This is a genomic window from Microcystis sp. T1-4, from assembly GCF_000297435.1.
In the GTDB taxonomy this organism is placed as follows: Bacteria; Cyanobacteriota; Cyanobacteriia; order Cyanobacteriales; family Microcystaceae; genus Microcystis.
In genome coordinates this window covers 1-12738 of sequence record NZ_CAIP01000225.1, presented here as the reverse complement: position 1 = coordinate 12738, position 12738 = coordinate 1, and the positions used below count along the sequence as shown (strand labels likewise).

Annotated in this window: 9 protein-coding genes and 1 pseudogene; 7 read left to right on the top strand and 3 right to left on the bottom strand. The window is 43.7% G+C overall.

The features are described 5' to 3' along the window. Positions 1–269: 269 nt before the first annotated feature. The 4 genes from MICAI_RS14005 (at position 270) to MICAI_RS13995 (ending at position 4673) form a co-directional block, all read left to right on the top strand. Positions 270–1025, top strand: coding sequence for a DUF2232 domain-containing protein (locus MICAI_RS14005; RefSeq protein ID WP_008203158.1), 756 nt, complete (start codon positions 270–272; stop codon positions 1023–1025). Between the two features lie 59 nt (positions 1026–1084). Continuing rightward, the gene (locus tag MICAI_RS26480; protein WP_008203156.1) at positions 1085–1228 is read left to right on the top strand and encodes a hypothetical protein; all 144 of its coding nucleotides are present in this window, start codon (positions 1085–1087) and stop codon (positions 1226–1228) included. Positions 1229–1917: 689 nt separating this feature from the next. Then, complete coding sequence (locus tag MICAI_RS14000; protein ID WP_008203154.1) at positions 1918–4089, top strand: Rne/Rng family ribonuclease; 2172 nt, start codon at positions 1918–1920, stop codon at positions 4087–4089. Then, the gene (locus tag MICAI_RS13995; RefSeq protein WP_008203152.1) at positions 4086–4673 is read left to right on the top strand and encodes a ribonuclease HII; all 588 of its coding nucleotides are present in this window, start codon (positions 4086–4088) and stop codon (positions 4671–4673) included. The genes MICAI_RS14000 and MICAI_RS13995 overlap by 4 nt, the downstream gene beginning before the upstream one ends. A gap of 344 nt (positions 4674–5017) precedes the next feature. Here the strand turns inward: MICAI_RS13995 and gnd are convergent, their stop codons facing one another. Next, positions 5018–6445, bottom strand: coding sequence for a decarboxylating NADP(+)-dependent phosphogluconate dehydrogenase (gnd, locus tag MICAI_RS13990; protein ID WP_008203150.1), 1428 nt, complete (start codon positions 6443–6445; stop codon positions 5018–5020). 408 nt (positions 6446–6853) lie between these two features. Here gnd and MICAI_RS13985 point away from each other — a divergent pair, with 408 nt between their 5' ends. Together MICAI_RS13985 and MICAI_RS13980 are read left to right on the top strand one after the other, a co-directional pair. Next, positions 6854–7636, top strand: coding sequence for an MBL fold metallo-hydrolase (locus MICAI_RS13985; protein WP_008203148.1), 783 nt, complete (start codon positions 6854–6856; stop codon positions 7634–7636). A gap of 243 nt (positions 7637–7879) precedes the next feature. Further along, the gene (locus MICAI_RS13980) at positions 7880–8833 is read left to right on the top strand and encodes a DNA-methyltransferase (protein WP_008203146.1); all 954 of its coding nucleotides are present in this window, start codon (positions 7880–7882) and stop codon (positions 8831–8833) included. A 221-nt stretch (positions 8834–9054) separates the two neighbouring features. On the opposite strand, the gene MICAI_RS13975 is transcribed toward MICAI_RS13980, so the two are convergent. Further along, positions 9055–10125, bottom strand: a complete 1071-nt coding sequence (locus MICAI_RS13975) for a glycosyltransferase family 4 protein (protein ID WP_008203143.1) — start codon at positions 10123–10125, stop codon at positions 9055–9057. 16 nt (positions 10126–10141) lie between these two features. Next, a complete protein-coding gene (locus tag MICAI_RS13970) occupies positions 10142–11272 on the bottom strand; it encodes a glycosyltransferase family 4 protein (protein ID WP_008203141.1) in 1131 nt (376 codons plus the stop codon). 426 nt (positions 11273–11698) lie between these two features. Here MICAI_RS13970 and MICAI_RS27910 point away from each other — a divergent pair. Then, positions 11699–12637 (top strand): annotated as a pseudogene (locus tag MICAI_RS27910) (WD40 repeat domain-containing protein). The last annotated feature ends 101 nt before the right edge of the window (positions 12638–12738 follow it).

Genomic DNA, 12738 nt, shown 5'->3' with positions numbered 1-12738 from the left:
TCTGAAATTAAATAATATTGTGGCGCTCCTAACGCACCCTACCTACTCATTCCCCCGTACTTTTTGCCGCAAACCCTATTTAGAGCCGTTTTTTTCAGTGAAAATAGGGAAATTTTCCGTAAATTCCCCCACCCCTAACACCTGATACTCAATCCAGTTATTAAAGACTGATTATTTATTCCCCCTTTTGCCTCTTGTCTGACTGGGAGTCGCCAGTCTAAGCTAAGAATAGCTGGCCAACCCGTCCCGACCACCGGATAACTGATAGAATGAATGATTCTAACGCTAATTCTCCCGCTCAATCCTCAGAAGAGACAATAGATGAAACCAATTGGGTAGATTTGGGGGAAGAGGAGAAACCCCTAGATAAACCCACCCCCAAACCTATCCAACCATCTCCCCTCAAGTCTATCGCTACCCTGATCACGGTGGAGACGGCTTTTTTGGCCAGTGCTACCAGTTTAATCTGGTTAATTGATTATTATTTTCCCCTGGGACCGTTATTAAGGGTTTTCTTCCCGATTCCTATCGCTTTGGCCTATTTACGTTGGGGCGCTCGTTGTGCTTGGATGACAGCATTAGTTTCTAGTTTACTTTTGTCGGTGTTAATGGGACCGACTCGCAGTATTGTCTTTTTGATTCCCCACGGCCTGATGGGGTTACAATTGGGGCTATGCTGGCGCCGGGGTGCGCGCTGGGAATTTTCTATCTTGACCGGGGGACTGTTGGGGGCTTTTGGTTTATTCTTTCGTTTTTGGCTGTTTTCAATTCTTTTAGGCGAAAATCTCTGGTTATATGTGATTACCCAAGCGACTAATTTTATCGATTGGATTTTCACCTGGTTAGGGATTCTCGCTAAACCGACGCTGCTGCAAGTGCAATCGGTAGCAGTTGTGGGCATATTTGTCAATAGTTTATTATACTTATTTGCCGTGCATTTAGTGGCGTTATTAGTTCTCGATCGCCTCGGTAATCCGATTTCTCGTCCGCCCAAATGGGTGCAGTCCATACTAGATTATGAGTGATTATTTAGCGCTTTATTCTCTACGAAAATATTGCCGCTAATCAAGGCAGTAATTTAGCCGTGGCCCGATGGTTAGAGGGGAAAGGTTATCGACTATACCGTTATCGTCCCTACCGGCAAGAATTGCTAGAAATCGAGTCAGAAGCCGATTTACAGGAAATTTTGAACGTTATCGCCTTGTCTGAACGGGAATTAAGGGATTAAGGAAACCGTCAATCCGGTCATCTCGTCGATAATACTAGGGGTACTAGCGGGTTAATTAATTCTTAAAGAAAGCCAAAAGGGGATAAAAAGGGAATTTTAGCCTAAAAAGTCAGCTATATAGCTTTTTAGGTCTATTTTATTGCCTATCATTGCTCCTGACTCCTTTCTTGCCCCGAAAAATTTATCTTGGTCAGGGGATCATCGTCTTGTCAGAGAGTGACCCAGTGAGTTATAGTCGTCTATAAGACTCGATTAAAGCATTTCTTAAAAGAATCGTGGTTTTTGGAAAATTGAAAAGTGCGCTATTTTTCCCGTCCACAGAAACCCGTTGCCGAGGGGAGTAACTCAAAAACTCCTTTTTTCCTAGATTCTGATAGACAGAACCGGCGGAAACGGATAAAAAATGCTGTTATCGAGCAAGACTCAGGGATTAATTGAAAATCTCGTCTCCTGGCTGTGCTTACCTAATTGTGGGTCAAGCCGGCACTTGCCAAACAGACTTAACAACTGAAACCAAGACTCAGTTCCCACGTCTGGGGGGCAGATGAATATCAAGATGAGGCTTTAACGATGCGGACTCATCTTCTTAGAACTTTCTTAACAAGACCAGATTTCCAGAAGTAGCCTCAAAGCATAGACAAATAGCCCATGGTCAGTCGCTTTTGAAACCGAAAGATTGAGGAAATTGAATGCCAAAACAAATAATCATAGCCGAACAACACCATATAGCGGCTGTTTTTTGGGAAGATCAAATTCAGGAATTAGTTGTAGCCACAGGTAATCAGCAGGTGGCCGACATCTATCTAGGATTAGTAGAAAACGTCATCCCCGGGATAGATGCAGCCTTCGTCAATATTGGCGATGCGGAACGCAATGGCTTTATCCATGTCACCGACCTGGGCCCCTTAAGACTGAAAAAAACCGCCGGTGCTATCACCGAATTACTGGCCCCGCAGCAAAAAGTGCTGGTACAGGTAATGAAAGAACCCACCGGCAACAAAGGACCGCGGCTAACGGGAAATGTCACTCTCCCCGGTCGTTATTTGGTATTGATGCCCAATGGTCGCGGGGTGAATCTTTCCCGTCGCATCCGCAGTGAAGACGAGCGCTCCCGTTTACGAGCTTTAGGGATTTTGGTCAAACCGGCGGGGATGGGTTTGCTGGTACGCACCGAGGCCGAAGGCAAAGCGGAAGAAGCGATTATCGAGGATTTGGAATTTCTGCAAAAACAGTGGGAGAGCATCCAACAGATGGCCGTCAGCAGCCGGGCCCCGGCCTTGCTGAACCGCGATGATGACTTTATTCAAAGGGTTTTGCGGGATATGTACAGTGCCGATGTCAATCGCATTGTTGTGGATAACCCGGTGGCGGTAAAACGAGTTAAACAGCAATTGACGAACTGGGGCGGCGGCAAAGCTCTCGAAGGGGTTTATATCGACTCCCATCGGGAAACCCAGCCAATTCTCGACTATTTCCGGGTTAACGCCGCCATTCGCGAGGCCCTGAAACCCCGGGTTGATTTACCCTCCGGCGGCTACATTATCATCGAACCGACGGAAGCTTTAACGGTAATTGATGTTAACTCCGGTTCCTTTACCCGTTCGGCCACGGCCCGGGAAACCGTACTCTGGACTAATAGCGAGGCCGCCACGGAAATCGCCCGACAACTGCGCTTGAGAAATATCGGCGGTGTGGTGGTGGTGGACTTCATCGATATGGATTCCCGTCGCGACCAGTTGAAACTGCTGGAATTGTTTAATAAGGCCTTGAAAAGCGATAAGGCCCGGCCCCAGATTGCCCAATTATCGGAATTGGGGTTAGTGGAATTAACTCGTAAGCGTCAGGGGAAAAACATTTATGAATTATTCGGCAAAACCTGCAGCCATTGCGGCGGACTAGGTCATTTAGCCCATCTACCAGGAGAAGGCAACGCCATCGCCCTAGAAACCCCCACCCTTAGCCGCGCGGAAAAAGAAACCTTTGTCGTCGCCCCGACTAATACAAAAGTTCTGCCCGATAAGAGCGCTCCTAGCGTTGCCGCTGCCGAACCCTATCTAGAAGTTTTCTCCGAATTTGAGGCCGAAGAAAACGCCCAAGGGATGGATATTTCCTTCCATCCCAACTATCAAGAACAGGTTAATAATTCTCGCCGCCGTCGTCGTCGTCGGCCCTCGGAACTGTTACTAAAAGAGGAACGGGGCGAAAAAGCCTCTACTAACGGTATTAACAACGAAATCGAGCCAGAATCAGAACCACAACGCTTTGAGGAAAAACGAGAACGCCCGGCCCGTCTCTCGAAACGGGGAGAAGATGCCAGCGCCGGCAAAAATATCCCCGTCAGCGAACGAGAGCGGGTTTCCGTGGAAATGACCCCCGTAGAACAGGAAGTTTATTCTTTAATGGGTATTTCTCCCCTGATTCTCGTGGATAAGGAGTTTAAAGACCCGAAATCGGTGCTTGTTTCCGTGAAACTGCCGGGGGAAAGAGAAGCGGAAAACCCAGAAACGTCTGCCACTCCTGAAATATCCTTGACTCCTACCCTAGAAGCCGAGGTCGCACCGGTCGAAGGGATGGAAACCGGCGAGGAAGTGAGCGAAATGAGCGAAAATCGTCCCTTGGTGCGCCGTCGTCGTCGTCCCACCACTAGCGAAGTTAGTCAGGAAATCAGCCAAGAAGCGAGTCCGCCAGTGACTTTTACTCCCGAACCGATTGCGTCCGAAACTCCAGTTTTTCTGGGCGAAGTCATTCCTTTAGAGACCCCAGTGAGTGCCGAGGGGACGGAGGAGCGACAAATAGAGGCTGAAACCACGGTGCTGCGTCGTCGTCGTCGTCGTTCCTCCGCCACTGCCGATGAGTCATGAGCGCAGAACCCTTAATTGCTGGTGTCGATGAAGTGGGGCGCGGGGCCTTATTTGGCCCCGTGGTGGCGGCGGTAGTGGTCACTGTCCCCTCTGGTTTTGCACGGCTGTGGGAGTTGGGGGTGAAGGATAGTAAGCAACTTAGCCCCCAAAAACGGCAAAAATTGAGCCAGCAAATACAACGGGATTTTCTTTGTCGCATCGGTTATGCTACGGTGGAAGAGATCGATCGCTTGAATATTCTTCAGGCCTCCCTACTGGCAATGAGCAGAGCTATCGGGAAATTACCCCTTTCCCCCAATCTCTGCTTGATCGATGGCAAGCACATTATTAAAGATTTGTCAATCCCCCAAAAGGCGGTAATTCAGGGAGATCAACAATCGCCGGTAATTGCGGCGGCCAGTATCGTGGCCAAAGTCTGGCGCGATGACTTAATTACTCGTTGGCACAGACGCTATCCCGATTATGGACTCTCTCGTCACAAGGGTTATGGCACTGCTCAACACCTAGAAGCGATTGGCAACCATGGAGTTACTTCTCAGCACCGGCTCTCTTTTAGTCCCTGTCAACCGAGGTTGGGTCCATGACTGCCGAACAATTTGCCCAAGGGTTATCGAAATTCTTGACCGATAGCCAAAAAATCCCCCCCTTTTTACCAGAAATCAAAAGGGGAGAAGATATTAGATAGGGCTTGCTGAATAATGGTAAAACCCTTGTGGGTTAAGACTTTTAGAGTTTTTGTAAATCAAAAAGTACCAGATATGGGAGTGATCGGGGGGAAAATTCAGGGACTTTTTCCCTGAAAATTAGGTAATTGACCCCTTCAAAATCGGTAAAACCCTACACCCCACCTGCCCCCCCGATGTCGGGGGGGTTGGGGGGGCCACACCCTGCCCCCAAGAAAAACTTTTTCAGCAAACCCTAGATAGCTTTACGATTCAGTCATCCATTCCGTATGGAAAAACTCACCTCTGGGTTTATCGGTACGTTCATAGGTATGAGCGCCAAAATAATCCCGTTGTGCTTGGGTGAGATTTTGCGGTAAATTAGCCCGACGATAACTATCAAAATAGTCCAAAGAAGAACTAAAAGCCGGGACAGGAATTCCCAACTTATTAGCTAAGACTAACACCTCACGCCAAGCTTCTTGGCGATCGAGGATACTTTGCTTAAATTCCGGCGCTAACAACAAATTCGGCAGGCCCGGATTTTCCGCAAAAGCTTTGCGAATTTTATCCAAGAAACTGGCCCGAATAATACAGCCACCCTTCCAAATCCGGGCTGATTCCGGCAGACTGATATTATAGTTAAACTCCTGAGAAGCTTTAGCGATTAAAGCCATACCCTGGGCATAGGAACACATTTTCGAGCAGTAAAGAGCATCACGCACCTTATCCACAAATAGTGCCGCATCCCCCGGATAGGTTTCCCCAGGTCCGGGTAACTCTTTGGCGGCTGCCACCCGTTCATCCTTATAAGCGGACATCACGCGAGCATTAACCGCAGCATAAATGGTCGGAATTGGCACCCCCAACTCCAAGGAACTTAACACAGTCCAGCGTCCGGTTCCCTTCTGTCCCGCCGAATCCAAGATTAAATCCACCAGATGATGACCAGTTTCTGGGTCAACACACTTAAAGATATCGGCGGTAATTTCAATTAAATAAGAATTAAGCTCATCGGTGCGGTTCCACTCGGCGAAAGTTTCCTGTAACTGCTGATTGCTTAGTCCTAGACCATTTTTCAGCACATCGTAGGCTTCCGCAATTAACTGCATATCGCCGTACTCGATGCCATTGTGAACCATTTTCACATAATGGCCCGCCCCCCCGGACCCCACATAAGTGACACAGGGACCATCATCGACTTGGGCGGCAATTTTGGTTAAAATCGGCTCTAATTCCCGATAGGCGAACTCTGTACCCCCCGGCATCAGGGAAGGACCGTGCAGAGCGCCTTCTTCGCCACCACTGACCCCCATGCCGACAAAACCCAGTTTAGTGGTCGATTCTAAGTCCCGGGTGCGTCTTTCCGTGTCCTCGTAGAGGGAGTTACCGCCATCGATAATCATATCTCCTTCTTCGAGAAGGGGTTTTAATTGTTCAATCACGGCATCCACCGGCGGGCCAGCTTTGACCATGACCAGAATTTTGCGGGGACGCTCTAAAATTTGGACGAATTCTTCTAAACTATAGGCCGCCTTGACATCTTTGCCGACGGCGCGAGTTTCCATAAATTCTTGAGTTTTGCTGGCGGTGCGATTGTAAACAGCGATGGGAAAACCCCGACTCTCCACATTGAGAGCGAGATTTTCTCCCATGACAGCTAGTCCGATAACACCGAAGGTACGTTTAGTCATAGAAATTCAGTCTCGGCTGATGCGTTCTTCCTCCCCTTTTAGCGCCTACTTTCCCTAGGATAGCTAAACTTTCCCTATTTCTTAAGCCTTGACTAATCAGTGATCAGTGATCAGTAATCAGTAATCAGTGATCAGATTTGGGTTTTCAGTGACCGGCATTGAGTGAGGAGTGTGACAGCGTTTCTCCTCAAGATGAAGTGTAACCTAATTTGGTATCATCCCCAGACGACTGGCTACTGTTGCCCGTTCCCTAAAACCAGAGACTTCCTACCTCACCATTAAGATAACTGCTATAAATGGCATTAACAGTGCTGTGTTTTCACTGATGACTGAAAAACCCCCAAGCGCAGAAAAGTTAATGCTAATGTTAAATTAAATTAAGAAAATCCCCATTATTCCTCGGCTTATATGCAGTTAACTTGGCTTGATAGTAATTCTTGGTTAATCGAAATCGGGGGAAAACGCCTGCTTCTCGACCCTTGGTTGGTAGGTTCCCTGACGTTTGGTAATTTAACTTGGCTATTTGAGGGCAAAAAAACCTCTAATCATGCCATTCCCCAAAATATCGATCTGATTCTTCTCTCCCAAGGTTTGGAAGATCACGCCCATCCTCCTACTTTACAGGTACTCGATCGCCAAATTCCCGTGGTGGCTTCTCCTAATGCCGAAAAAGTCGTTCGAGCGCTTAATTATACCCATCTCATCCCTTTAACCCACGGCTCTAGTTATATCTTTGACAATGCGATCGAAATTACTGCCGTCCCCGGTTCTCCAGTCGGGCCGACTCTGGTGGAAAATGGTTATGTTATCAAGGAATTAGCGACAAATCAGAGTATCTACTACGAACCCCACGGTTATCATTCTCCTAGCCTCGATTCTCTCGGTAAAATTGATGTTATTATCACTCCTTTGATTGATTTAAAAATACCTTTCCTCGGACCGGTAATCAAAGGACAAGAAAGCGCCTTAGCAGTTTGTCAACGCTTGCAGCCCGAATATATTATTTCTACGGCTGCCGGTGGTGATATCGAGTTTAAAGGTTTATTGATGGCGGTGTTAAGTGCTGAGGGTAGTCCCGAATCTTTTCAAGAATTATTAACATCCCATGCCTTACCGACAAAGGTAATTGATCCTCGTCCTTGGCAACCTTTTACAGTGGAATTAGGCGAGTGCGTTTCTGGTTTGAGCTAATCTGAGTTAAGGGAAGAATAGAAAAAAGTTAAAACTTTCTTCCCGATTTTTATCTAAAAAAGTAGAATTTTTTAATTGTTTTAAAAAACTGGCTCTCTTGAATATTGGATGTAAAATGGGTAAAACCCCACACCCCACCTGCCCCCCCGATGTCGGGGGGGTTGGGGGGCCACACCCTGCCCCCAGGAAAAACTTTTTGCCGCAAACCCTAATTAAAAGTAGCTATTCTCTGCTAAATTGTCTATGAATCAGTTGCCCTTATTTTCTCAATCAAAATCAGTGCGAGACTTTTATCAACCTGATGCCGAAATAATTCTTTATCAAGGAGATAGCAATAATTTTATCAAGACTATACCAGATAATTCTGTGAGCTTGATTATTACTTCTCCTCCCTACAATTTAGGAAAAGACTACGAAAAAAAAATCTCTTTGGATACTTATCTGGAAACCCAAACCAAAATTATGCGAGAATTCTCTAGAATCTTGCAAGATAATGGCAGTATTTGCTGGCAGGTGGGAAATTTCGTTCAAGAGGGAGAAGTTTATCCTTTAGATATTTTTTATTATCAGCTATTTAAACAAATGGGTTTCTTTTTAAGAAATAGAATTGTCTGGCATTTTGGCCATGGATTACATACCTCTAAAAGATTTTCTGGCAGGTATGAAACTATTTTGTGGCTGACAAAAACCGATAAATATATCTTTAATCTTGATCCGGTGAGAATCCCCGCTAAATACCCTGGTAAGCGCCATTTTAAAGGTAAAAATATCGGTAAACCCTCTGGTAATCCTTTAGGGAAAAATCCCAGCGATGTTTGGGAGTTTTTAGCACAAGAATGGGATGAGTTACTTTGGGATATTCCTAACGTTAAATCTAATCATCCAGAGAAAACTATCCATCCTTGTCAATATCCAATCGAATTAGTAGAAAGATGTGTTTTAGCCTTGACAAATGAGGGGGATTGGGTTTTTGATCCCTTTGCCGGGGTTGGAACTTCTCTGATTGCTAGTATTATGCACAATCGTCGAGTGATGGGGAGTGAAAAAGAAGCAGAATATGTGAAAATTGCCAGGGAAAGAATCGCCGCTTATTTGCAAGGAAATCTCAAAATTCGTCCTTTAGGAAAACCTATTCATCAGCCTACTGGCCAAGAAAAAGTCGCTCAAATTCCCGAAGAATGGCATAGTAATATATAGGAAGTCATCCTAAATTTCCCCCCCAGGTAGATGGATTCATGAATCCATCTACTATGCTTTGATACTAAATCTGGTTATTAAAAACTGATTATTTATTCCCCCTGTTGCCTTTTGCATGAGTAGAAAACGGGTTTCTCCGAGAAACCCGTTTTCTGTGCGTTACTCAACGGATTTAGTATAACTCATCCTAAAATGATTGATAAATTTTTTTATCACCATTTTTAGAGAAAACTTTCCAGAATTGTGGCGGTTTCTTGACCAGTTTTTTCCCAACTAAAAAGCTCGGCGCGTTGACGACTGAGGGACTTTAATTTTACGCGTAATTGTTCATCCGTGGCGATTTGCTGCATTGCCTCTCTCATCTCATCAATACTATAGGGATTAATTAAAATTGCCGCCTCTCCTGTAACTTCCGGGAGAGAGGAAAGATTAGAAGTAATTACAGGAGTTCCACAGGCGATCGCTTCTAGTACAGGTAATCCGAAACCTTCCCAAAGGGAGGGATAAACTAAAGCAGTTGCTTGGTTTAAAAGTTGCGGCAATTCTTCATAGGAAACATAGTTTAAAAATTGCACCCGTTGAGAGATTGATAATGCTTCTACCTGTTGCTGTAGAGCCGGCGTAAAACGGGGGTCAAATTGACCGACAATTAATAATTGATATTCGGGATCGATTTGGGAAAAAGCAGTAATTAAACGACCGAGATTTTTATGAGGATCATAACGACCAAGATAGAGAAAATAGGGACGAGTCGCCAGATTTAGCGGACGAAAATTATCAGCATCATATCCAGAAAGAATCACGGTTATTTTGTCAAGAGGTATGTTAAAAAACTTATTAATATCGGCGGCCGTTGCGTGGGAAACAGCGATAATATGTGTGGCTTTTTTCAGGACTTGGGGTAAATAGTATTTATTATAAAAAGTTAGGGGAGAAAATTTCGGAAATCGCAGGGGAATTAAATCATGGACTGTGACAATATAGCGGCAATTTCCATAAATAGGTGCTTCGGGAATAGGGGTAAATAGCAGGGAAGACTTTAATTGTTGATAGGTTTGATAGAGTTGGGTTTCTGTCCAAATTAAGCGCTTAATATTGCCTTTAGTTCCCCGCTCCTGGGTGAGGTTTGCCGAGACAGGATAGGTGTTAAAATCTGGGTAACTATTAGAAGTGATTAGGGTAGGATTTAAGTTAGCTAATTGGGGAATGAGATTTTTAGTATAGGTAGTCAATCCAGTATATTTAGTACCGAGAAAAGCGAGATTGATTAATAATTGATGATTCCTATTCATAGATATTTGCCAGTTATTATAAAAGAGAACGATAAGCTTTTATGGTAGCTTGTGCAGTTTTTTGCCAAGAGAATTTTGCCGCTTGTTTTTTTCCTTTAGTGATTAATTCTTGACGGAGAGAGGTATCACTAATAACTTGATAAATTGCTCCAGCAATTTCCAGGGGATTATCGGGATTAATTAATATTGCCGAGTCTCCGGTGACTTCGGGTAAGGATGCAGTATTAGCAGTTACCACAGGACAACCTAAAGTCATCGCTTCTAAAACTGGTAATCCAAAACCTTCGTAAAAAGAAGGATAGATAAAAACATCGGCTTTTTGATAATAATCCGCAACTAAGTCATCAGCAAGATAATCAAGATGTTGGATACTATCTCGAAAGGGAGACTGAGATATTTTCTCAAAAATTGGTTCATACTTCCATCCTTTTTTGCCAATCAGAATCAGATTATGGTCTAATTTATACCTGTCCTTGAGATAGTTAAAAGCAGTGATAAGATTAATAATATTTTTTCTTGGTTCTAGGGTACTAACAAAGAGTAAATAGGGTTTAGTGATGGTTAGAGATGAGGGATAATTGGGGAGAGAAGAATAACGACTTGCGAGGGGAGTAACAAAAATTTTCTCTGGGTTCACACCTAAATATTCAATAATATCTCGTTTGGTACTTGCGGAGTTAGCAATAACTAAATCTGTCCATTGTAGAGATTGTTTAATGCGTTGGGTGTAGGTTTTGACAATCCCCGTGACAAACTGAGGATATTTCATAAAAGTAACATCATGAATAGTCATAACTTTACGACTCTGACGACAAGGATACACCACATGATCCAATCCGTGGAGAATATCGGGAGAATCAAGAAAGTTTTCTAGATAGGGAATTAGAGGATTAGGAAATCGGGTTAAGATATTGCTAAGACTGACGGGAATTGGTAAACATTTAACCTCTGGATAGGATTGCAGTTTTTCGGGAATAGAAAGATTACCCCGCATCCAGTTTTTTACCGATGGTTGAAAACAGAGAGACAGGGAAAAGTTTTCTTGGTTTTGTAATTTAGCTAATTCGGCAATCAGGTGATAAGCATATAATCCAATTCCGCTAGGATTTTGTCTTATCGGTGTACCATCAACTAAAATTTTAAGCATTTGCGGTTAGATGAGATTGACGGGATAGATATTTTTAAAATTACAGATTCAATTGTCAATTTTGCGCGGTTAGGACAAGATTAAAATCGGCAATAAACTCCACCCTAATAGTTAATCTTACCCTATAGCGATCCTGAATAGCAGCCTTTTTTGGCTAGGTTACAGGCAATACTTAATTTATCGGGCAATTTTTTCGATTATTGTCCCCTCACCTACCCTATTACTATGATTGTCAACGGGTACTTATAAGCAATGAATCTCCTTGACGAGAAACGCTGTAATTAGTTATAATGACGGAACAATGGCTTCCCCGTACTTGTGGTGAGCGGAGATTTCTCAAAAGTTATCTCAGGGATGGCTTAGTCTCCTAGAGAACAACCAACATCGGGTAATGCCGAAAAATCTTGATTAACTAATGTTTTCACTATGTTTAATCCCTTAGTATCTTTTAAATCCCTAGAAGGCCATGAAGGTGAGGTTAAATGTCTAACTTTTTCCCAAGATGGTAAATTTTTAGCTAGTGGAGATAACGAGTTAACTGTTATTGTTTGGGATTGGCAAAAAAATCAAAAATTTAGTTTACAAGGACATGAAAAAGCTGGTTGGTGGGACAAGGGAGTTAACTCTGTTGCTTTTAGTCCCTGTCAAGGATATTTGGTTAGTGGAGGAGATGATCAAACCGTAAGAATTTGGTCACTAGAAACTAAAAAATTAATCTCTACCTTAACGGGACACCAAGATAAAGTTACAGCAGTAGCTGTTCATCCCGATGGGGAAATTATTGCTAGTGGTAGTGAAGATAAAACCGTGAAAATATGGTCAGTAAAAACTGGAGAAACTCGGTCCACATTACAAGGTCATAGCGATAAAGTCCTAACAGTTAAATTTAGTCAAAATGGTCAACTTTTAGCCAGTGGTGGCGGCGAAAATGACAAAACGGTAATTATCTGGAATCTGGGAGAAAGAAGCAGTATTACCTTAAAAGGTCATTCCGATTAGTTTGGAGGTATTTTATCGGTAGATTTCGGCAGTAATAACAAATTTTTAGCCAGTGGCAGCAAAGACAAAACTATTAAAATCTGGGATATTAAAAGAGGTACAGAGGTAAAAACTCTCAGCGAACATAGTGATCATATCAATTCAGTTAGTGTTAGTCCTAATAATCAACTATTAGCCAGTGGTGGTGATGATAAAAGCTTAAAATTATGGGATTTAAAAGCAGGAAAAGCCATTATTTCTATTCCCCATCCCCAGAAAATCTATTCGGTTTGTTTTAGTCCCGACGGTAATTATATCGCCACGGCCTGCCAAGACAAAATCGTGAGAGTTTATGGCACTTCCGAACTACAATCTTTGGCAAGTTGAACAATCTTTGAGCGGGTGCATCTCATTTTTGTAAATCTACTAAGTTGGAATTTTTAAAGGGAAACTATCTGCCAAAATTGATCGTTACTTCCGATTTTATT